Annotated in this window: 14 protein-coding genes; 3 read left to right on the top strand and 11 right to left on the bottom strand. The window is 66.7% G+C overall.

The features are described from left to right. Nucleotides 1-2: 2 nt before the first annotated feature. The 7 genes from AO501_RS33270 to AO501_RS33240 form a co-directional block, all read right to left on the bottom strand. A complete protein-coding gene (locus tag AO501_RS33270) occupies nucleotides 3-923 on the bottom strand; it encodes a hypothetical protein (RefSeq protein ID WP_055581811.1) in 921 nt (306 codons plus the stop codon). A 58-nt stretch (nucleotides 924-981) separates the two neighbouring features. Then, the gene (locus tag AO501_RS33265; RefSeq protein ID WP_055581810.1) at nucleotides 982-1,848 is read right to left on the bottom strand and encodes an SDR family NAD(P)-dependent oxidoreductase; all 867 of its coding nucleotides are present in this window, start codon (nucleotides 1,846-1,848) and stop codon (nucleotides 982-984) included. After that, the gene (locus AO501_RS33260) at nucleotides 1,848-2,840 is read right to left on the bottom strand and encodes an alpha/beta hydrolase (protein WP_055581809.1); all 993 of its coding nucleotides are present in this window, start codon (nucleotides 2,838-2,840) and stop codon (nucleotides 1,848-1,850) included. The genes AO501_RS33265 and AO501_RS33260 overlap by 1 nt, the downstream gene beginning before the upstream one ends. Nucleotides 2,841-3,021: 181 nt before the next feature. Further along, nucleotides 3,022-5,796: an RND family transporter gene (locus tag AO501_RS33255; RefSeq protein WP_197420008.1), complete on the bottom strand. Its 2,775-nt coding sequence runs from the start codon at nucleotides 5,794-5,796 to the stop codon at nucleotides 3,022-3,024. Nucleotides 5,797-5,831: 35 nt separating this feature from the next. Beyond that, complete coding sequence (locus AO501_RS33250; RefSeq protein WP_055581845.1) at nucleotides 5,832-6,230, bottom strand: MmpS family transport accessory protein; 399 nt, start codon at nucleotides 6,228-6,230, stop codon at nucleotides 5,832-5,834. 35 nt (nucleotides 6,231-6,265) lie between these two features. Next, nucleotides 6,266-6,697: a hypothetical protein gene (locus AO501_RS33245; protein ID WP_055581807.1), complete on the bottom strand. Its 432-nt coding sequence runs from the start codon at nucleotides 6,695-6,697 to the stop codon at nucleotides 6,266-6,268. 122 nt (nucleotides 6,698-6,819) lie between these two features. Further along, nucleotides 6,820-8,445 (bottom strand): (2,3-dihydroxybenzoyl)adenylate synthase, encoded by a 1,626-nt coding sequence (locus tag AO501_RS33240; protein ID WP_055581806.1) that lies wholly within the window; start codon nucleotides 8,443-8,445, stop codon nucleotides 6,820-6,822. Between the two features lie 175 nt (nucleotides 8,446-8,620). Between AO501_RS33240 and mbtG the strand changes: the two genes are divergently transcribed. Together mbtG and AO501_RS33230 are read left to right on the top strand one after the other, a co-directional pair. After that, a complete protein-coding gene (gene mbtG, locus AO501_RS33235) occupies nucleotides 8,621-9,913 on the top strand; it encodes an NADPH-dependent L-lysine N(6)-monooxygenase MbtG (RefSeq protein ID WP_055581805.1) in 1,293 nt (430 codons plus the stop codon). Further along, on the top strand, nucleotides 9,894-10,103 hold the full coding sequence (locus AO501_RS33230) for an MbtH family protein (protein WP_055581804.1): 210 nt from the start codon (nucleotides 9,894-9,896) through the stop codon (nucleotides 10,101-10,103). Before mbtG ends, AO501_RS33230 begins: the two co-directional genes overlap by 20 nt. Here AO501_RS33230 and nbtC read toward each other — a convergent pair. The 4 genes from nbtC to AO501_RS33210 form a co-directional block, all read right to left on the bottom strand. After that, complete coding sequence (gene nbtC, locus AO501_RS33225) at nucleotides 10,100-13,159, bottom strand: nocobactin polyketide synthase NbtC (protein WP_156452919.1); 3,060 nt, start codon at nucleotides 13,157-13,159, stop codon at nucleotides 10,100-10,102. The genes AO501_RS33230 and nbtC overlap by 4 nt on opposite strands. Beyond that, a complete protein-coding gene (locus AO501_RS33220; protein ID WP_055581803.1) occupies nucleotides 13,156-14,448 on the bottom strand; it encodes a polyketide synthase in 1,293 nt (430 codons plus the stop codon). The genes nbtC and AO501_RS33220 overlap by 4 nt, the downstream gene beginning before the upstream one ends. Beyond that, entirely contained in the window at nucleotides 14,445-15,203 is a 759-nt protein-coding gene (locus tag AO501_RS33215) for a thioesterase II family protein (protein ID WP_055581802.1), read from the bottom strand. The genes AO501_RS33220 and AO501_RS33215 overlap by 4 nt, the downstream gene beginning before the upstream one ends. 73 nt (nucleotides 15,204-15,276) lie before the next feature. Further along, a complete protein-coding gene (locus tag AO501_RS33210; RefSeq protein ID WP_231752702.1) occupies nucleotides 15,277-15,861 on the bottom strand; it encodes a GNAT family N-acetyltransferase in 585 nt (194 codons plus the stop codon). A 165-nt stretch (nucleotides 15,862-16,026) separates the two neighbouring features. Between AO501_RS33210 and AO501_RS33205 the strand changes: the two genes are divergently transcribed. Further along, nucleotides 16,027-21,057, top strand: coding sequence for a non-ribosomal peptide synthetase (locus AO501_RS33205; protein WP_055581801.1), 5,031 nt, complete (start codon nucleotides 16,027-16,029; stop codon nucleotides 21,055-21,057). Nucleotides 21,058-21,064 lie beyond the last annotated feature (7 nt).

Below are 21,064 nucleotides of genomic sequence, written 5' to 3'. Positions count from 1 at the left end.
GCTTACGCCGCCGGCTCGTGGGTCAGTTCCCGCGACCAGGTCGGCATCGGCCTCAGCAGCGGCTTGGGATAGTAATCCGAGAGCCATACCAAGGAGTTGGCCAGCAGTTGGTAGGGGTGCCGCGGGTTGACCACCCACATGCCGTGTCGCTTGAGCAATTTGTAGGTCGGTACCCGGCGGGTGCGGGCACCGCGTTCACCGAGCTGCTTGAACCGGTTGACCGCGTTGAACAGCCGCTCCGGCTCCATCCCCATGCCGGCCATCTCGTTGCGGACCCGGTTGAGCAGCGGCACGTACATGACCATCCCGAGGATCAGACCCGGCGACGCGAAGCGGCCGACGAATTCGATCGCCAGCCGGCGCGCGGTAGCGTGACCGATCATCTCCAGCACCTCGAAATCCACTGCGATGTGCCGAGATTCGTCGTTGTTGATCTTCTCGAACACCTGGTGACAGACCGGGTCCTCGACGGACTCGAGGAGGAACTTCAGCAACGCACCGTCCAGCGCCACCTCGAGCATCGGGATCACGGTGCCCAGCACGGACAGCGGCATGTCGTCGGCGAAGGTGTCCAGCCACTCGATGGCCAGCCGGATGTTGACGTTCGGCTCGGGGATCTCGCCGTCCTCGAGCATGCCCCAGCGCTTCATCAGCGCCAGTTCGGCGTTCGCGTGCCGCTGTTCCTCGGCATGGAAGTACCGGTAGATTTCGGCGATGGTCGGGTTGGGCGCCTTCTTGGCCAGTGCCGCGAAACCCCGGGCGCCGATGTTCTCGATCCAGCACAGATCGGCCATGAACGCCTTGAGCTTCGGACGGAACTCGGGGCGGATCGTTTCGGCCCCCGGCGCCTCCCAGTCGATGTCGGCGAGCGCCCACTGGCGATCCTTGATCTTGGCGAGCATGGCTTCCATTTCGATGGCCACAACGATGTCCTTTCAGGGTGGACGGATGTTTCAGTGCCCTACTTTCAGTGCCCTACTTTCAGTGCCCTACGCGCGACACCAGACCGACCGCGCGCGTATATGCGCCCGGTGCAAGGCGTTTGACATTCCAGCCGAGCTTGGCCTCCAGCTGGGGCATGCAGTACAGCTCGCCGCGATCGTTGGCGTCCAGGCAGATCCGCGCGACCTTCTCGGCGGAGAATCCGGTCCAGCGCATCAGTCTGTTGGCCAGCGCGCTGGACTCCTCGCTGATGCGTCCGGCCTGCAGGCCTGATTCGACGATGTTGGTCTTGACGAAAGTCGGGCACAGTACTGTGACTTTGATTCCGGTGCCGGACAATTCGGCTGCCAGTGTCTCCGACAGCGAGAGCACCCCGGCCTTGCTGACGTTGTAGGCGCCCATGCCGGGGGCGGCCCCGAACGCCGCCGCCGAGGCGACGTTGATGATCGCCTTCGGCTGGCCGGACCCGACCGACTCGCGCAGGATGGGCGTGAAGACGTGACAACCGTGAATCGGTCCCCACAGGTTCACTCCGAGTGTGCGCACCCAATCATCCAGTGGGACATCGCCGATCGGCTCGCCGCCAGCGCCCACGCCGGCGTTGTTGATCACCAGTGTCGGCGGCGCGCCGAACCATTCCTGCGCCTTGTCGGCCAGGGCGTGCACGTCCTCAATCTTGGACACGTCGCAGCGCACCGCCGTGGCTTTGGCACCTTGCGCCATGAGTTCGTCGGCGGTCCGCTGGGCGGCCATCTCGTCAATGTCGCTGCAGACCACTTTGCCGCCCCGGCGGCCGAGTTCGACGGCGAAGGCGGCGCCGATGCCGCTGCCCGCGCCGGTGACGACCGCCCGAGCCCCGCGACTCGGGGTCTTTCGGCCCAGCAGCCGATCCAATGGTCCGAGCATCAAACCGCCTCCGTCGCAGCTGTTTCCGGGCTCTGCCGGAGTGTGTCGGTGATGAATCGCGTGGCGTGCGCCATGGCCATCGATGCCTCTGGGGACATGCGGGGGAGGGCCTGGAACACGTGCATCTGGTGCGGCCAGATCTGCAGTTCGCAACGTCCACCCGCGGTCTGGATGTCCGCTGCGAGCTGGCGTGCGTCATCCTGCAGCATCTCGGCCCCGCCGGCCTGGATCAGCGTTGGTGGCAGCGGCGGACCGCCGGCGACGTTCAGTGTCAGACGGTTGTGGGTGGGATCCATCCCGGCGTGGTAAAGGGCCACGATCTTGGCGGCCGCGGCCGCTCGCAGCGCCGGATCGGGGCGCTGTAGTTCACGCGCCGCGCACAGCCCGAAGGTGAGGTCGATCAACGGCGAGAACAACACCAGCGAGGCGGGCGGTCGCGCGGCGACGTCGGGCTGTAGCAGCAGGTCCACCGCCAGGTGCCCGCCCGCCGAATCCCCGGCGATCGCAATGCGTTCCGGGGGCAGGCCGGTTGCGCGCGGCAGCCAGTCCCAACCCGTGCGCACGTCATCGGCGGCAGCGGGGAAGCGGTGGCGCGGCGCCAGTCGGTAATCGACGCAGAACACCGGCAGCCCGGTCAGCGAGGACAGCCAGGAGGTGAGCCTGCGGTGGGTGCGAGGTGAGCACATGGCGTAGCCGCTGCCGTGCACGTAGTAGACGGCGCCGTCGGCCGCGGGTGAAACCCGCGGTCCGTAGACCCATTCGCCGACGATCCGACGCCCATCTGGCAGAACGGAATTGACCTGCTTCACGTGGGCGCCGGCCAATGATGGCCCGAGTGTGCCCATCAACGAGGCGACCAGCTGGCGCGTCATCCACATGCCCCACGCGCGCTCCGGCGGTATGGCCGCGGTGATCGGGCGGATCAGCACAGTGCTCACCGCTATCGCGGTGCGGGACCGCAGTGACCCGCACGCCGGAACGACGTCCGTCATGCGACTGAGTCAATCGCAAATGGTGACATTCGTCAATGGCAGCTTTGATCTTGCTGCTGGCGAGCGTGTCGCGGCCCGGGGCGGTGAGCGCTCGTGTGTTGCCACGGACACGCCGGCGGGGCCGGCATTTTGGGGTCGCTCGCGAGGGGGAACTCGCGAGAAGACCCTCGAAAGGGTGGGATCAGCTTTGCCGCAGCGGACGCGCACGCACCAGCGTCGGCCACCAGAACCACGGCCCGAGAATCCTGATGATGCACGGCACCACGAACGAACGCACGATCAGCGTGTCGAGCAGCAGGCCGATGCACACCGTAGAACCCATCTGACCGATGGTGCGTAGGTCGCTGCTGAGCATCGCCAGCATGGTGAATGCGAATACCAGTCCCGCGGACGTGACGACACCACCGGTGCTCCCCAGTGCGCGGATGAGACCGGTGTTTATCCCGGCGTGCACTTCGTCCTTGACGCGCGCGATCAGCAGCAGGTTGTAGTCAGAACCGACGGCCACCAGGATGATGAACGTCAGCGGCAAAATCAGCCAATGCAGGTGCAGGCCGACGAGATGCTGCCAGAAGAGCACCGAAAGGCCGAATGCGCCGGCGTAGGAGAATGCCACCGTGGCGGGAATAACCATGGCGGCGAACAAACTTCGCGTGATCACCATCATGATCAAGAAGATCAGCACGAATGCCGCGATGGCCGCGATGAGCAGATCGTTTGCGGCGTAAGCCTTGATGTCCTTGTCGTTGGATCCCGAGCCGCCGATATAGACCCGCGCGCCGGCCAGCGAGGTCTCCTTGAGGATGGTGGTGATCGCGCCGGGGAACTTGTCGACGTGTTCCACGCCTTCGGGGCCCATGGCGTTCCCCTCGTGGGTGACGATGAACCGCGCGGCCTTGCCGTCCGGCGACATCAGCAGCTTCATGCCGGTCTTGACGTCTTCGTTGTCGAAACCTTCCCGGGGTATATAGAAAAAGTCGTCACTGCGGGCGGCGTCGAAATCCAGGCCGACGTTGACCGAGTCGTTGAACGTCTGATCCGTCTGCATAGCCTGCAAGTCCGCGGACCCGTAGGACTTGACCAGGAGCGCCGCCAACGCCTCCGTGTCATCGGCGGTCAGTTTGAGCTGAGTGATGATCTGCGGCACGATCCGGTCGATCGCCTCGATGGAGGCTTTGGCGGCGTTGATGTCTTCGGCCAGCTTGTCGATGTTGTCGAGCGCGTCGAACAGCGATCTGAATGCCCAGCAGACGGGGATGTCGAAACAGTGGCGTTCCCAGTAGAAGTAACTCTTGATCGGCCGGAAGAAATCGTCGAGATTGGAGATCTGCGAATTCATCTGGTCGGTGATCTGCTGCAGATCCTCGACGGTGAGCGCCGTCTGGTGCAGCTGGTCCGACATCTGCTGAAAGAACTCAATTTCCTTGCGCAACAACGCGACCGAGTGGGCTTGGATCTGGGCCTGTTCGTCGGTGTTGGCGTTCTGCTGCATGCTGAACGGGAGCTGTTGACCGCTCCCGCTGCCCTGAGTAGTGAACAGATAGGGAATCTTGGCATGCTCCAACGGCCGGCCCATGGGCCTGGTGATGCTTTGCACCATCGCGACTCCCGGCAGGCGGATGAGACTTCGCGCCACCCGGTCCAGCGAGATGAAATCGGCCGAGTTGCGCATGTCGTGGTCCGTCTCGATCATCAGCATCTCGGAGAAGAGCTTGCTCTTGGGGAAGTGCCGATCCGCCGCCGCGAAGCCCAGGTTGGCGGGTGCACCGGCCGGCTGGTACTGACGGTCGTCGTAATTCTGCCGGTAGGTCGGCACGAAGACCGCCCCGATCATGACGACGGCGGAACTGGCCGCGAGGATCGGCACCGGCCAGCGCACGACGCTCGCCCCGATTCGGCGATACAGGGTGGCCTTCGCCTTCGATTTCGGATCAAAGAGACCGAATAGGCTGCCCACGGTCAGAATCGCCGGGCCGAGCGTCATCGCCATCGCGATGGTGAACAGCATGCTGATGGCGACGGCCGGCCCCATCGTGTGGAAGTAGTTGAGCCGCGCGAAAGTCAGGCAGTAGCAAGCGCCCGCGATGGTCAGCCCCGAGCCGATGACGATCGGCGCGACACCCTTGTAGGCGATGTAGTAGGCGTCTTCCCTGCTTTCGCCCGCTTGTCGGGCCTCGTGATAGCGGCCCAGCAGGAAGATGCCGTAGTCGGTTCCCGCCCCCAGCGTCAGCGCGATGACGATGTTCACGGCGAACGACGAGAGTTCGATATAGCCGAGGTGGCCGAGGGTCGAAATGACTCCTTTCGCGACCAGCATCTCGATCAGTACTCCGGCCAGCGGCACCAGCAGGGTGGAGAAGCGGCGATAGACCAGCAGCAACATCGCCAGAATGAGGAAAATCGTCACGATCGTGACGTTGTTCAGGCTCGCGTTCGCGATACTCAGCGTGTCCGAGGCGAGCGGAGCCGCGCCGCTGACGTAAACCTTGAGCCCCGGTGGCGGCGGGTCTTTCTTGATGATGTCCCGGACGGCATTCACTGACGCATTGGCTTGTATCTGGCCGATGTCGCCTGCCAGCCGAAGCAACACGTAGGTGCACTTTCCATCGACGCTCTGCGCTCCCGCCGCCGTGAACGGCTTTCCCCACAGATCCATCACGTATTGCACGTGTGCGGTGTCGCGCTTGAGCCGAAGCATCAAATCGTCGTAATAATGATGGTCCTGATCGCCCAACTGCCGGTCGGCTTCGAACACGACCATGGTCAGGTTGGTCGAGTCGGATTCGCGGAACTTCTCCCCGATGTGCAGCAACGCCCGTTGTGAGGGTGCGTAATGCGGCACCATCGGTCCGGCGAGTTCCTCGGCAACCTTTTCCACCTGGGGCATAAAGGTGTTCGTCGTCACGGCGATGAGCGCCCAGCAGACGATGATCGGGATAGCAAGGGCCCGAACCATTCTCGGGACAAAAGGTCGCTTCCGCTGGTGCTCGCTCATGCGGACTTCACTATGCAGAAGACGTGGGCATCCTGATGGTCATCGGACTGCTCGTTGCGGACAACGCCATCCACCCGGATCCGGCAGCCGAGCTGACCGCCATGGACCTGCGCCGAGATACTGCCGGAAACCACGGTGAGCGTGGTTGTTTCGGTGTGTGACCACGGCAGAGCTGTGATATCGACGCGATGGGGATGCCCGTCGACGTCCGCGTAGACCAGCATCCCTCCGTCCCCGAGGGAGCCGAACAACTCATAGGTGAGCTGTTTGGGATTGAAGTCCGGTGGTGCTTGCGGCCCGTTGACCGTGGGGACAGGGGTTGGCTCGGAGAACTGGTGCACCTTCCACATGGACACCAGGCCGACGCCGACGACGACGACGGCGACCAGCGGCATCCAGACGCGCCGCAACACAGCCCGGCCGGTCGCCATCAGGCCGACACCGCTGTGCGCAGACGTCTTTTCAATCGCCTGCTGCTGAGCATGCGGAGTGCGAGATTGGTAGAAGTCAGCATCGGGATCACTCCGAGGAACGTCCGCTCGGAGGGCCGCGCACCGTGCAGATGCTCCAGGCTGCCGAACACGTAGAAGCACCCGAGCATGAAGATCATGCCGGGAATGGCCAGTGCCATCGGCGACGTGCGCTCTGCGACGATCTGCCTCGCGTACGTCAATTCGTCCTGCGACATCGGTTCGCGTTTGCGTAGTTTGCCCAGAACGACCTGGGAGCTCCCCAGTTCTTCGCTCAGCCGGTTCGACTCCCGGTTGCTCAGCCGTCGCACGTACAGCGAAGCGACTGCGGCCAGCACCAGCATCAGCGCGAGGGAAATCACTGTCAGAGCGCCGAACAGACCCGGAATCATGTGGTGATCCCTTCCCCCTCGCCAGTGAACTTAGAGAACACTACCGTCTGCTATCGACAATTTCCATAAGCTACCGCAATTGCCCGCGCCGCTTCGAAGCGGGCGGGTCCAGTTGCGCGGAACTACGAGGCGGTGAGCTGGGCGACGATCGCCTTCTTGTCGACCTTGCCGATCGCGGTGGTGGGCAGTGCCGAAAACGCGACGACTTGATCGAGGCGGGCGTGGCTGGCCAATCCGCGGCGGTCCAGGTGCCCGTTCAGCTCCGTCAATCCGGCGGGCTCACCGGTGAAAACAATTGCTGCGCAAACTCTTTCGCCGAGATCGGGATCGGGAAGCGGAACCGCCGCCACCGACCAGACGCGCGGGTGGGTCAGCAACTGTTCCTCGATGTCCTGCGCGCCGATGGTTTCACCACATCGGCAGATGACGTCCTTGATCCGGCCGGTGACCACCAGGTAGCCGTCCTCGCGGCGACGGACCAGATCTCCGCTGCGATAGAAGCCCTGGGTATCAAAGCTGCGCTCGTTGTCGCGTTCGGCGCGGAAGTAACCGTTGATCGTGTAGGGCCCGCGCACCAGGAGTTCGCCTTCGCCTCCCGCGGGCACCGCCGAGCCGTCGGCGCCGACGACGCGCACTTCGTCGGCCGGGCTCAGCGGCCGGCCCTGGGTGTGCTCGAGTATCTCGGGCGGGTCGTCCAGCCGGGTGAAGTTCAGCAACCCTTCGGCCATGCCGAACACCTGCTGTAGCCCCGGGCACAGCGCCCCGCGCACCTGGCGGGCATCCTCGGGCTCCAGCTTGGACCCGCCGATCTGCAACAGCCGCAACGTTTTCGGGGTCACCGGCTCCCAATCACAGGCCTGGGCCCACAATTTCGCCAGTGCCGGGACCACAGCGGTGACGGTGACGCCGTGCCGCTCGATGAGCCCGAAGGCCGCCTCCGGGCTCGGGTCGTCACCGAACACCACCGTCGCTCCGACGGTCATCGCCCCCAGGATGCCGGGGCACGCCAACGGGAAGTTGTGCGCCGCCGGCAACGCCACCAGGTACGTGTCGGCGCCGGTCATTCGGCACAGCCGGGCACTGGCCGTGGCGTTGTAGACGTAATCGTCGTGCGTGCGCGGAATCAGCTTGGGCAGCCCGGTGGTGCCGCCGGATACCAGCATCAGCGCGGGTGCGGAGGTGTCGATCACCCGGGCGGGCGGATCGGGTCGGCCGGTCAGGACCGACCAGGGCAGGAACGGACCGGGGTCCCCGTCGACGACGATGTGGCGCAGGCCTGGATGCCCGGCTGCCAGCGCCGCGGCCAGCTGCCGGTAATCGAATCCGCCCACGACATCGGGGATGACCGCGCCGACCGCACCGCTGATGTGCGCGAAATGAGTCAGTTCAGCCAGCCGGTGACCGGGCAGGCACATCACCGGAATAGCACCGGCGCGCAGCAGCCCGAACAGTGCTACGGCGAACCGGCATGAGTTCGGCAGCTGGAGCAGGACACGGTCACCGGGGCCGATGGGCAGGGCGGCGAACCCGGCGGCCGCCTCGTCGGCCAGTCGGTCCAGCTCGGCGTAGGTGAAGCTGCTGGCAGCATCGACCACTGCCGGCCGATCGGGCCAGTTCGAAGCGGCTTCGCCAAGCACCGAGCCCAAGCTCCGGCCCGACCAGTAGCCGGCGGCCCGGTAGGCGGCGGCCCGATCGGGTGGAAACGCGACGAACCCGTCAAGCGGCGCCGGACCAGAGTCAGAAGACAACTCGACGCTCCCTCGGGCCGGGGGTGTATGCCCCACGAATATAAGGTAGCGTACAGAAAGTTAGGACAGCCTGAGCTAAGCCGGGGAGGTGGGGTCGTGGGCGGCGCATCATTCGCCGACGCACTGGCAAGCGGGGGATGCCGCCACCGTGCCTCAGAATCTCGTCGGGTGCACGATGGGTGAAACCCTCGCGATCATCGGGGCCGGCGCAAAGGCCGTGGCAGTGGCCGCAAAAGCGGCGGCACTGCGCGAAATGGGCGTGGACACCCCTGACATCGTCGCCATCGAGCGTTCCGGTGTCGCGGCGAACTGGATCGCCGGCGGCGGTTGGACCGACGGGCGGCAGCGGTTGGGCACCAGTCCGGAGAAGGACGTGGGCTTTCCCTACCGCTCGTCGCTGGTGCCCGGGCGCGACACCGAAGTCGACGAGCGGATGATGCGGTGGAGCTGGCAGGCGTACCTGGTCGCCATCGATCAGTTCGTCGGCTGGGTCGATCGGGGCAGGCCCGCTCCCACGCACGACAGCTGGGCGCGGTATCTGCGCTGGGTGGCCGAGATGGCGGATTTGAAAGTCGTTCGCGGCGAACTGATTCAGATGTCGGTGCAGGGGCAGCAGTGGAAGTTGCACACGCGGGATGCGGTGCTGGCAGCGGACACGGTGATGATCACCGGTCCCGGCCAGCCGCAACGGTCCATCCTCTCCGGTGATCCGCGGATGTTGTCCATCGCTCAGTTCTGGGAGCGCACGTCGTGTCACGACCGCATCGTCGCCGAGAACGTGGCGGTGATCGGTGGTGGCGAGACGGCCGCATCGATGCTCAATGAGCTTTTCCATCACCGTGTTTCGACAATCACGGCGATCTCGCCGCAGGCCACCTTGTTCACCCGCGGTGAGGGCTTCTTCGAGAATTCCCTGTTCTCCGATCCCACCCACTGGCGCACCCTGACACTGTCCGAGCGTCGTGAGTGCATTGCCCGCACCGATCGGGGCGTGTTCTCCGCGCGGGTACAGGAACTGCTGCTCGCCGACGAACGAATCAAGCATCTGCGCGGGCGGGTCGCGAAAGTCGTCGACCGTCACGAGCGCATCTGGATCACCCTGCAGACCGACCACTGCGGTGAACTACAGGAAAGCGTGCATGATTTCGACCTCGTCATCGACGGTTCCGGCGCGGACGCGCTGTGGTTCCTGCCGCTGCTCAGCCAGGACGCCGTCGACCTGCTGGAACTGGAGCTCGGCGGCCCGTTGACCGGGCAACGGATCGAGGAGTCGATCGGTCCCGACCTCGCCGTCACCGGAGTCACCCCGCGGCTGTTGCTGCCCAACCTGTCCGGACTGAACGAGGGCCCGGGCTTCCCCAATCTGAGCTGCCTGGGCCTGTTGTCTGATCGGGTCCTCGGCGCCGGGGCGGTGGCCGCCGGATCCAATTCGCCAGTCGGGAGAAGCGGTGCATACCAACCCGTTTGATGACGACGCCGGCCTGTTCCGGGTAGTGGTCAATGCCGAGGATCAGCACAGCCTGTGGCCGGTCGTGGTCGAGGTGCCCGCGGGCTGGCAGACGGTCTTCGGTGCGGCCACCCGCGCGGAGTGCCTCGATTACGTGGAGCGCAGTTGGTCCGACATGCGCCCACGAAGCCTGCGCGAGGCGATGAGCTAAGCGTCCAGCTTCGCCAGAACTTCCGCGATCGACGCCCCGCCGAGCAGGTCGGCCACCTCCAGGTCGTGATTCAGCTCCATCTTCACGCGGCGCCGAAACTCCAGAGCCTGCAACGAATCCAGGCCGATCGCCACCATCGGGACCGCGGTGTCGATGGTGTCGGCGCTATCGGCCCCGATCGCCTGCGCCAGCAGGCTCACCAACCGTTGGGTGAGTCCCGAGGGGTTTTCCCGCGGCCGGACCGGTGGTTCGACCGGGCGGGGCGCAGCGGAGTCCAGTTGCGACAGCAACGAACCGCGACCGCAGGCTCCGAGCACCGAGCGTGCGCGATCCAGTTCGAACGCGGCCACAATCTTGTTCTCGCGCAACCCGGTCACGTCCACCGCGAGTGCGTCGGCGGGACGCATGGGGACGACGCCGAGGCCGGCCAGCATCGCCGATCCGGACTCCTCGAGATGGACCCGCCAGTGACCCCACTGCACCGAAACGCAATCCAGGCCCTCGGCTCGGAGGTGATGCGCCATCGCGTCGAGCATCCGATTGCCGGCGGCGTACAGGGCCAGGCCGCGCCCACCGACCGAGGCTGAGATCGAGGAGCACAGCACCACCCGGCAGTCTTCGCTCCGGGGGAAGGTGTCCAGTACCCGGGCGATCCCGACCACCTTGGCCTGCAGGGCGTGGTCGACATCCCCGACCGTGATGTCCGTCAGTTCGATACCCGAATACTCCACCGCCGCATGGATTATCAGATCGGCGGCCGTGGCTCGTGCGGCCAGCGCCGACACTGCCGCGGCGTCGTTGAGATCACACGCGGTGACCCGGATCCGGGCCGGGGTGCCCGAGCGGATGCTCCGCAATCGCTCTGTCACGACGGCCGTTTCACCCGATCGGTTCAGCAAGGTGATTTCGCGGGCGCCACCGCGGGCGAGGTGCTCACAGAATTCGAGACCCAGGTTTCCGGTGCCACCGACGATCAGGACGTGCCCGGCAGGACGCTCACTGGCGCCGGTCACAGGTGCGTCGTCGTCGACCACCCGCTTGGCATACAGGGCGCCGTCACGAAGCGCGAGTTCGGATTCCTCCGCGGTATGCAGCGCCGCGACGATCGCCACCGCTGCGGCCGGGCCGGTAGGCGGTGGGTCCGGGATGTCGAGGTGGCGGAATCTGGCACCGGGGTAGGCGGCACCCACACAACGGAATCCGGCGCTCGCCCCCGCGTGCACCAGATCGGGCGGCGGATCGTCGGTCACCACCGTCTCGCCGCCCGCGGTCACCAGCCAGTAGTCGGTGACACCGGCGACGGCCCCGGGCCACCAGCGCCGTTCGGCGAAAAAGGTCGCCAGGCTGTTCACCGCCCCGGCGGCGTCATGGCGCACCGGCTGTGGAAGGAGGATGATACACGTATCGAGATCACCTGGTGCGGTGCGGAATTCGTCGGCACTGAGCGTCCGGGCCGTGGCACCGACGTCACCGGCCGCGACGGTCAGCGCCGCGGCGAGATCGGCGGCGGCTCCGGTGTGATCGATGATGCCGATGGAGCGCGGCGGTACCAGGGAGCGCCGTGAGAGTCGCACCCATTTCTCGGTGAGCAGCCGTGGCGCCGCCCGATCTGGGCCGGACTCCGGGTCGGCGGTGATCGGCGCGTCGGACGTGGTGCGTGCGGCCGGGGACAGGCCCTGTTCGTAGGGCATCCACAGCGCGGTCTCGTTCATCGGGGTGTTCGGGAAATCGGGCAACGGCAGCGGCGGAGGTCCCTGGGTTTGCGTCAGCAGGCTTTCCCACGGGTAGTTCAGATCATGTAGCGCACACCGCATCACATTGCTGGTGAAGTCGGTGAGGTCGTCGTCTGTCCTTCTGGACGTGCCGACCACCAGGGCGGCGTGTTCGGCGTCGGCGGCGGTCAGGTTCTCCTGGATCGCCAGTTGCAATGTCGGGTGCTCGGCCAGCTCGATGTAGGTGTCGATGTCCAATGACTGCGCGACGGCCATCGCCTTGTCGAACCGCACGGTGTTGCGCAGGTTCCAGAACCAGTAACGGTCCGCGGGCTGCTCCGGTGTGATGGGAGCGCCGAGAGTGGCGCCGACGCAGGTGGTCTCGCTGTCGGAGAACGTCAGGCTGGACAGTTCGCGCTGCATGCCGGCACACAACTCGTCATGCAGGCCGTTGATCAACCCCGTGTGCGCCGGGTATCGCACACTGATCGTCCGGGCGAAGATGTCGCGCGCGGTACACGTGTCCACGATGCTCTGTACCGATTCCCGGTCACCCGAGATCGCATGCATTCCAGGCGAATTCACCACCGAGAGCTCAGCCCAGCCCGAACAGCGGGCCAGCAGGTCCTCACATGTCTCCCGGTCGGTGGCCAGCACGGCCATCGCGTAATCACCGGCGCCGAGCCCGTCGGCGGCGCGCGCCCGTCGCGCGATCACGCGGACCGCATCTGCCAGCGTGATCCGGCCCGAGACGTATGCGGCGGCAACCTCTCCCTGGCTGTGCCCGATCGTGGCGGCGGGCGCTATGCCGAACGAGCGCCACGTCGCGGCCAGACCCGCCATCTGAGTGAACAAGGCGGGCTGGACGGTGCTTGCGTCGTCTTCGACTGAAAACTGGTCGTCCAGCAGGTAATTCAGCGGGGACTGCCCGGTCTGCTCGGCGAAGGCCTCGGCACAGCGCTCGACCTCGGTCCGGAACGCCGGGCAAAAGTCGTACCAGCGCCTGCCCATGCCGGGTCGCTGACTGCCCTGACCTGGAAAGACATAGGCGTGACGCCGGGCCGCCGCGGCGGCGTCCGCGCGCAGCACCAAGCGATGCTCGCGGCCCTCGACGACGCTTCGCAGCGCCTCGATCAGCTCCTCGCGGTTGCCCACCAGCGCCAGGGCGCGGTGTTTGCGAGCGACCCGGGTACGGAAGAGCATGGCGGCGATCTGGTGCGGCATCGCTTCGGGGTGGTCGGCCAGGTAGGCGAGCAGGGCGGCGGCATCGACCGGTATGAGTTCGGGGGTGTCCGACGTCAGCAGCACGGGGACAACGCCGTTGGGGAGCCGGTAATTGGTCACGTGTCACCGTCCGCGGGCATCGCGACGATCGCGTGGGCGTTGGCGCCGCCGGCGCCGAACGACGATGCGGCGCCGTATCGAACGCCGTCCTTGGGTTGCCATTCAGTCAGCTTCGTGGCGAGCCGGATGCCGGTCAGATCCCAGTCCAGCTTCTTGGTGGGGTTGTCCGAGAACAGAGTCGGTGGAATGTAGCCGTGCTGGCCGGCGAGGAGGACTTTGATCAGCCCGAGAATTCCCGCTGCCGCCTGCGCGTGCCCGGCGTTGGACTTGATCGAGCCGAGCAGGGCCTCGGATCCCGCGGCGCCGTAGGTCTTGAAAAGGGCCAGCAATTCCACCGGGTCACCGGCCGGCGTCGCGGTGCCGTGCCCCTCGATCATTCCCACGTCGGCGGGATCGATGCCGGCGGCGTCCAGCGTCTTGCGCACCACCTGTTCCTGAGCGTGCACCCGGGGGACGAGGATCGGTTTCCCCTTGCCGTTGTGGTTGGTGCGGGCGGCCAGGATCCGTCCGTAGACCCGGTGTCCGAGTCGCCGGGCGCGCGACTCCCGTTCCAGCAGCAGCATTCCCGCGCCCTCGCCCCAGACGGTGCCGGTCGCGTCCTCGGCATAGGCGCGGCAGTGTCCGTCGTCGGACAGGGCGTGCAGTTTGGCGAACTCGAAAAAGGCGGCCGGCGAACCCAATACGCAGACAGCGCCGGCCAGCGCCCACTCGCACTCGTCCATCGAGATCGCATTGACGGCCAATTGCAGTGCGGTCAGCGACGATCCGCACGCCGAGTCGATGCACATCGACGGTCCGGTCAGGCCCAGTCCGTGCGAGATCCGTCCGGCCCCACCGAGCTGTCCCATACCGACCGTGCGGTGGCCGCTGTAATCATCGGCGACGGCGGTACGGGTGCCGTACTCGGTCATCGACATTCCGACGTAGCATCCGCCGAATTCGCCCTCGACCGAACCGGGATTGACGCCGGCGTTCTCCAGTGCCCGCCACGCGACGCGCATCGCCACCCGCTGCTGGGGGTGCATCACCAGTGCCTCGCGGTGCGTGATGCCGAAGAACGGGGGATCGAAATTCGCTGCACCGGAGAGGAATCCACCCGAATCGGGGACCCGTCCCCAGCCGTCCGCCTCGGACAGCGACAGCAGCTCGTCGATGGGCCAGCCGCGATCCCGCGGAAACGGGGACAGCAGTTCCCGGTGGTCGCACAGGGCCTGCCACAACGCGGCGGGGGTGTCGATGCCGCCCGGGGTCTCGACAGCCAGTCCGGCAACGACGACCGGATCGGTCACCGCGTCTGCTCCGGCTGCGTGCTCCCGGCCAGCAGTTCGGCCACGGCGTCCACGTGATCGTTGATGAAGAAGTGCCCGCCGTCGAACATCGTCACCTCGGCACTGTCGGTGTGCTTGCCCCAGCCATACAGATCGCCGAGCGTGACGATCGGGTCCTGGTCGCCTCCGAGCGCGTGGATGCGGGCCGCGATCTTGACGTCGTCCGGGCAGGAGTACGCGTCGCAGGCACGATAGTCGGCCTTGATGACCGGCAGCGCCAGCCGGATCAGGTCCTGGTTGCCGAAGACGGCGGAGTTGGTGCCTTCCAGTGCGGTCAGGTGCTGCAGGATCGACTCGTCATCGGTCGGATGCGGTGGCTTGGTGACGGCATTGCCGGGTGCGACCGCTGCCGAGACGGTGAGTTCGCGCACGTCGAAGCCCCTGGATTCGGCGATCCGGACGAACTCGAACGCAACCCAGCCGCCCATGCTGTGGCCGAATGCGGCCACGGGACCGGCACCGCAGTGCTCGGATGCCGCGAATTCCTCGAACGCGCCGGCCGCGATCTCCGGCAGCGTGGCCAGCGGCGGTTCGCCGGCGCGGTCCTGGCGACCCGGGTACTGGACGAGCAGAACCCGGAAATGCCTGCTCAGCGCCTTCGAGAAGGAGCGGTAGGCCGAGGCGCCCGCGCCGGCGTGCGGGAAGACCAGCAGTATCGGGCTCTCGGGTGAATCAGGTTGGTGAAACTGCCTGATCCAACCAAGCGTGCGCGGCATGCCGCCCTACCTCTCCTCTGCTAACTAAGCGAAGGCTAACATAAGCTGCCCGGACCGGATCGGGCCGATCCGCTCAGCCTGAGTCCCGTGCCCGTACCAGCAGGGCCGCCCGCTTGTGGGGCAGGTCGATGTCCGTGACGTGCCGAAAGCCCGCCAGTGCGGCGACCCGGATGAGGCGCACGTTGGTGGCGTCCGGTTCACCGATCACCCGGGTGGCGAGCGGGTCGGCATCCAATTGCCAGCCCGACACCACGCGTAACAGATCCGCGGCCAGTCGGCGTCCGCGGCAGTCGGCGGGACCCAGCAGTAGATGAACGCCGGCATCGTGCTCGCGGGCGTCGTAGTACTGCGCCAGCGGATCGAGATCGGCGCGGTAGAGCTCCCAGTAGCTCATCGGGACGCCGTCCAGTTCGCCCACGTACGGGGCCGAATGCGCACTGAGTTGCTGTTCGCGCAGGTAGGACGCGATCTGGTCGCGTGGCCAGGCTTTGTTCCAGTAGCGCGCGACTTCGGGGTCGTTCATCCAGGAGTGCAGCGCATCGAGGTCGCGGTCCAGATCCAGCGCCCGCAGCGCGAAAGTGCCCGGTAGTCCGTCGTGCTCGGGCGTGGCGCGCCGGTGCAGCAGGTCCAGTGGGTCAATCCCCGTTACTTCCGGCACGGAATTGTCCTCTCGCGCGAACACGGCGGCAGGTTCGGCGGTGCTGCCCGCATCCAGCCCCCAACTTAGCGAAGGCTAACATAATCTACTGGCCGACAGCCGGGGTCCGACGAGGAAGGTCGGCCGGGGCTGAGCGCCCGCCTGGGAGGAGGAGGTGAACCAGCCATGGCCGATGCCAGGACCGTGCAGGAACGCCGGCGCGAGCTGTTGCGTCAGCGGATCGCCCAAAGTGGTTTGGCGACGGCCGAATCAGCCCGACGGACGGTGATCTCGGCGGGGGAACGCTACGGTCTGTCGGCCGGACAACGCCGGATGTGGTTCGTGCAGGCCATGAACCCCTCGGACGCCACGCTGAACATCTGCGTCGCCTACCAGTTGACCGGCGCGCTCGACGAGGCGCGGCTGCGCGCGGCCTTCGCGACTGTCGTTGCGCGGCATGCCATCTTGCGCACCACCTATGGCGTCGATTCCGAGGGTGAGCCGTACCAGGTCTTCCGCGACGATGTCGACCTGCCCTGGCAGGTGCGGGATGTTCCGGGTGAACGGCAGCAGATCGACGCGCTGGCACGAGGCGAATTCGGTAAGCCGTTCGACCTCACCAGTGAGTTGCCGCTGCGGATGACCCTGCTGCGCGGCGTTGCGGGCGAATCCGTGTTGCTGTTGGTGGCGCATCACATCTGCTGGGACGACGACTGCTGGGCCGTCTTCTTCGGCGAGCTGAGTGCGGCCTACGACTCCAGCCTGACCGATGCCGAACCGCCGCAGTACATCGCGGTCGAGGTGGTGGACCGATCCCCGGACGTCGCCGAAGCCGACGTCGACTACTGGCGCTCGACTCTGTCACCGGTGCCTGATCCGCTGGAGTTGCCCGGCGGCGCCGCGCCGAATCCATCGACCAGGGCCGCACACCGAACGGCGACACTGCCCGCGGACCTGTCCTCCCGGCTCGAGGGCTTCGCCCGGGAACGTTCCGCCACGCCGTTCATGGTGTTGCTGGCGGCATACGGCGCCCTGGTGCGGCGGTACACCGGCGCCGCCGACTTCCTGGTTTCGGTTCCGGTGACCGAGCGCCGGGCCGCGACCGAGGGGGCGATCGGATACTTCGGGAACACGCTGCTGCTGCGCATCCGCGTACGGCCCGAGGATACGTTCACCTCACTGGTCGACGGCGTGCGGGACACCTGCCTCGAAGCCTTCGCCCACCAGTCGGTCGGCCTGGATCGCGTTGTGCGCGAACTGAACCCGGAGCGCAGCGCCGGACACGACGGGATGGACCGACTGGTCCGGCTGGGCTTCAGCATGCGCAAGAGCGTGACCGGACTCCAATTCGCGGGCGTCACGACCCGACAGCTCGAACTGGGCGCGGTGTCCGCCCCGATCCCACTCGCGCTGGCGGTGGTGCTCGACCCGCAGGGCATGTCCGCCGAATTCGAATATCAGACCGACGTGCTGTGCGACGAGCTTGTCGGGCAGTTGCTGCGGCACTATCGGCAGCTGCTCACGAGCGCGCTGGCCGACCCTGGACGCCGGGTCAACAGGCTGGATCTGCTGGAGCCGGGCGAGTGGGAGGCAGTGCTGACGCAGTCCCACGGCGTCCTGGTCCAGAGACCGGCGAGCACCGCCGTTGCCGCGCTGGAAACGGCTGCCGCGGCCACCCCGGACGCGGTCGCGTTGGTGTTCGAGGACACCGAGCTCAGCTACGCGCAACTGCATGATCGGGCAAATCGATTGGCGCACTGGCTGATCGGGAACGGGATCGGGCCCGACGACATTGTCGGCCTGCGCATGACGACGTCCGTCGACTTCGTGGTCGCCATGTTCGCCGTGCTGAAGGCCGGCGGGGCCTACCTGCCGATCGACCCGGCCTTTCCCCGCGAGCGCATCGACTACCTGCTCGACGACGCCCGCCCGGCACTGGTCATCGGTCACGACGAGTTCGGCAAGGCGGAGCAGGAGGCCGCCGCGTTGTCGAGCGCCGCGCCCACCGACACCGACCGGCGCCGCCCGCTACGGCCGGAGCACCTCGCCTACGTCATCTACACGTCCGGTTCCACCGGACAGCCCAAGGGTGTAGCGGTCCCGCATCATGCGATCGCCGAACACATGGCCGGGTTCCTCGAGGAATGGAGCCTGACCGCAACGGACCGGCTGTTGCAGACGTCATCGGTGAGCTTCGACGCGTCGGTGATGGAGATCTTCGCGCCGCTGTCCATCGGCGCGCGGCTGATCGTGCCGAAAGCCGATGCCTTCAGCGAAGTTTCGTACGTCGCGGATCTGATCGACCGCCACCGGGTCACTGTGCTGCACATGGTGCCGTCGATGTTGAGCACCCTGTTGCTGCTGCCGCAGGCGAGCCAGTGGCGGCAGTTGCGGCAGGTGCCGGTGGGCGGGGAAGCGCTGCCCGGCGAGGTCGCCGACAGGTTCGCCGGTCACTTCGATGCCACGCTGCGCAACCACTACGGTCCGACGGAGGCGGTCATCTGTGCCACGCACATGCCCGTCGAGGGCCGCCAGGGCCCGGGCGTCGTGCCCATCGGCAGGCCGAACCAGAACGTCTACGCCTACGTACTCGACCAGGAATTGCGGCCGGTGCCGGCCGAAGTGGTCGGGGAGCTGTACCTGGGCGGTGCGCAGCTGGCCCGTGGCTACCTCGGCCGTCCCGGGCTGACCGCGCAACGATTCGTCGCCGACCCGTTCAATCCCGGGATGCGGCTCTACCGGACTGGAGATCTGGTCCGGCGCAACCTGGCCGGGAACCTGGAATTCGTCGGCCGCGCCGACGAACAGGTCAAGGTGCGCGGTTTCCGGATCGAACTCGGTGAAGTCGAGTCGGTGATCGCCTCGCACCCGGCGGTGCGGCACTGCCTGGTGCTCGCGGAGGAATCCCCGGCCGGAGCGCGACTGGTCGCCTACGTGGTGCCGGCGGCGTCCCCTATGGCGGGTCCAACTGAATTGGACGTCAACGACATTCACGCACATGCCGCGGCCATCCTGCCGCGCTACATGGTGCCGACCGCGGCCGCGGTGATCTCGGAAATTCCTTTGACCGTGCACGGCAAGCTGGACCGACGCGCACTGCCCGCACCGACCCCGGTGAACGCCCGCAGTTTCCGCGCGCCGGTGACGCCGACGGAGCGACGGGTGTGTGCGATCTTCGGCCACCTCTTCGAGTTGGAGCGGGTCGGCGCCGACGATTCGTTCTTCGATCTGGGCGGCCACTCGTTGCTGGCGGCTCGTCTGGTCGCCCAGATCCGCTCCGAGGTCGGGGTGGACTGCAGCGTGCGCACCGTTTTCGATGCGCCGACGCCGGCAGGTTTGGCGGCGTTGTTGGTCGAGCAGTTCCGTGCCTTGTTCGGCATCGACCTCGACGACATCGACATCGACGGTATGGACCTCGACGAGGAGTTCGGCACCGGATTATCGGCAGGGCCGTCGGGCCGTCCGGAACTCGCCGCGACGATCCGCCCCGAGCGTCCCCCGTTGTCCTACTCCCAGTTGGCCATGTGGTTCCAGCACCGGATGCGGGGGCCCAACGACGTCTTCAACCTGGGACTCACGCTGCGCTTCACCGGACCGCTGGATATCGCCGCCCTCACCGCCTCGCTCAACGACGTGGTGGCCAGGCACGAGGCGCTGCGCACCGTTTTCGTTGAGCACGAGGGCATTCCGTATCAGTCGGTGCGGCCCACCCTGAAATTGGATCTCGCGGTGACCGAGATCAGCGCCGACCGGGCCGACGCGACGACCGCCGAGCTGCGCCGCTACCTGTTCGACCTCACGTCCGGCCCGCTGATCCGGCCGACCCTGCTGGTGCTCGACCCCGGCACGCACATACTCGTCGTGCTCATCCACCACATCGTCACCGATCACAACTCGCTCGGCGTCATCTACGAAGACCTCGTCACCGCATATCGGGCACGTGCGACGGGCCGGGCGCCGCAGTGGGAACCGCTGCCACTGCAGTTCGTCGATTACGCGCTATGGCAACGGGATACCTTCGACACGCCGGGTGAGTGGGCCGCGGCCGAGCTGGCCCACTGGTGCGAGGCGCTGGCCGGGCTGCCCGCCGAAATCCCGATGGCGGCCGACCATCCGCGTCCACCGGTGGTGGGACAACGCGCCGAGGTCGTGACGTTCACGGTGCCGGCGGCGCGGCGTGCCCGGCTGACTCAGCTGGCGGATCACAGCGGCGCCAGTGAATTCATGGTCTATCAGACCGCCCTGGCCGTGTTGCTGCACCGGGTCGGGGGAGCCACGGACATCGCCGTCGGAACTCCGGTCGCGTCCCGCGATGACCTGGCCGTGGCGAATGTGGACGGACCGTTCGCCAATGTGTTGGCGTTGCGCAACGACCTGACGGGCGATCCCAGTCTGCGAAGTGCCCTGGCGCGTTGCCGCGCAACGGCACTCGACGCGTTGTCGCACCAGGAACTTCCGATCGACCGGCTGGTTGAAGCGCTCAACCCGCCACGCTCGAGTGCCCGCAACCATCCGTTCTTCCAATGCTCGCTGCACTTCCGCACCGAGGACTGGGCGCAGGCGCCACGTGAACTGGTGACAGGCGGAACGACGGTGGTGCCCATCCCCATGGAGTTCGAGGTTTCGCTGCTCGACCTCGACGTCAGTGTGAGCGTGCAACCCGACGGGGGACTGGAGGTGCGGTTCCTCGCCAGTGCCGATCTGTATGAACCGCAGACGGTTCGGCATCTGGCCGACGCATTCGGTGCGGTGCTCGACGCCTTCGTGACGGCCCCGGACCGGCCGGTGTCGGAGCTGGAGCTGTTGCCGGACGACGTCATGGCGGCCCTGCTGGCGGCGCCCGCCCCGCTGGCAACGCAACCCGCGAAGGCCGTCGGCTCCGCCGAGACCGAACAAGCGTTGATCGCCCTGCTGGAGGAGTTGCTGGAGATCTCCGGCGTGGACCGCGAAGACAACTTCTTCGCACTCGGCGGCGACAGCGTCATCGCCGTGCAGATGTCGGCGCGGGCCAACGCGGCGGGCCTCGCGCTGGCCCCGGCGATGCTCTTCGAGCACATGACCCTCGCCGAGGTGGCCGGCGCGGTGGACGTGGCCGCCAACGTGGCTGCGGCGCAGGCGGATACCGGGGAGCGGGACTTCCAGAGCGCGCCGATGAGTGCGTCGGGACTGGATGCCGACGCCCTGGCCGCGCTCAACGCGTCGTGGCAGCAGCAGTAGGGGCGCC

Origin of the sequence: Mycobacterium gordonae (assembly GCF_001417955.2) — a bacterium.
GTDB lineage: Bacteria > Actinomycetota > Actinomycetes > Mycobacteriales > Mycobacteriaceae > Mycobacterium > Mycobacterium gordonae_B.
This window is presented reverse-complemented; position numbering and strand designations above follow the sequence as displayed.

Bases quoted from the DNA above. Each gene is read 5' to 3' on its own strand.
- AO501_RS33215 (WP_055581802.1), bottom strand. From the start codon at position 15,203: ATGCCGCGCACGCTTGGTTGGATCAGGCAGTTTCACCAACCTGATTCA.
- AO501_RS33260 (WP_055581809.1), bottom strand. From the start codon at position 2,840: ATGACGGACGTCGTTCCGGCGTGCGGGTCACTGCGGTCCCGCACCGCG.
- mbtG (WP_055581805.1), top strand. From the start codon at position 8,621: ATGGGTGAAACCCTCGCGATCATCGGGGCCGGCGCAAAGGCCGTGGCA.
- AO501_RS33205 (WP_055581801.1), top strand. From the start codon at position 16,027: ATGGCCGATGCCAGGACCGTGCAGGAACGCCGGCGCGAGCTGTTGCGT.
- AO501_RS33265 (WP_055581810.1), bottom strand. From the start codon at position 1,848: ATGCTCGGACCATTGGATCGGCTGCTGGGCCGAAAGACCCCGAGTCGC.
- AO501_RS33255 (WP_197420008.1), bottom strand. From the start codon at position 5,796: ATGGTTCGGGCCCTTGCTATCCCGATCATCGTCTGCTGGGCGCTCATC.
- AO501_RS33245 (WP_055581807.1), bottom strand. From the start codon at position 6,697: ATGATTCCGGGTCTGTTCGGCGCTCTGACAGTGATTTCCCTCGCGCTG.
- AO501_RS33250 (WP_055581845.1), bottom strand. From the start codon at position 6,230: ATGCCGCTGGTCGCCGTCGTCGTCGTCGGCGTCGGCCTGGTGTCCATG.